The organism is Vibrio sp. 1727 (assembly GCF_033344415.1).
GTDB classification, from domain to species: domain Bacteria; phylum Pseudomonadota; class Gammaproteobacteria; order Enterobacterales; family Vibrionaceae; genus Vibrio; species Vibrio alginolyticus.
The window spans coordinates 1-731 of sequence record NZ_JAWPOT010000233.1 but is presented as its reverse complement, the minus strand read 5'-3'; the positions used below and the strand labels follow the sequence as shown (position 1 = coordinate 731).

1 protein-coding gene is annotated in these 731 nt (G+C 53.2%); it reads left to right on the top strand.

Features of this window, described 5'->3' with window-relative positions; genetic code table 11:
- A partial coding sequence (gene hemC / locus R8O10_RS24965) for a hydroxymethylbilane synthase (protein ID WP_318191923.1) occupies positions 1-697 on the top strand: 697 nt, incomplete at its 5' end.
- Between the last annotated feature and the right edge of the window lie 34 nt (positions 698-731).

Below are 731 nucleotides of genomic sequence, written 5' to 3'. Positions count from 1 at the left end.
CTCAATGAAAGACGTACCTGTCGACTTCCCAGAAGGCCTTGGCCTCGTGACCATTTGCGAGCGAGAAGACCCTCGCGACGCCTTCGTTTCTAATACCTATAGCAACATTGATGAACTCCCTCAAGGTGCGGTCGTCGGTACTTGCAGTTTGCGTCGCCAATGCCAACTGAAAGAATACCGCCCAGACATCATTATCAAAGAACTGCGTGGCAACGTGGGGACTCGACTTGGCAAACTGGATGCGGGTGAGTACGACGCTATCATTCTTGCAGCCGCAGGTCTAAAGCGCTTGAAATTGGAAGACCGAATTCGCAGCTTTATCGAACCAGAACACTCACTGCCAGCGGTTGGCCAAGGCGCAGTCGGTATTGAATGCCGCGTAGACGACGAACGCTTACTCAAACTTCTGGAGCCACTCAACCATAAAGACACCGCCGATCGCGTGTTGTGCGAACGTGCCATGAACCTAACTCTTGAAGGTGGCTGTCAGGTGCCAATCGGTAGCTACGCGCTACTTGAAGGTGATGAAATTTGGCTTCGCGCGCTAGTCGGTGAACCAGATGGCAGCGAAATTGTGCGTGGCGAAGTGCGTGGTCACCGTAAAGATGGAGAAGCGCTCGGTATCCAGTTGGCTAACGAGCTACTTGATAACGGTGCCCGCGACATTCTAACCAAGCTGTACGCTGACCACGATTAATCATGGCAGTGTTGGTCACTCGGCCGGGAGAGCA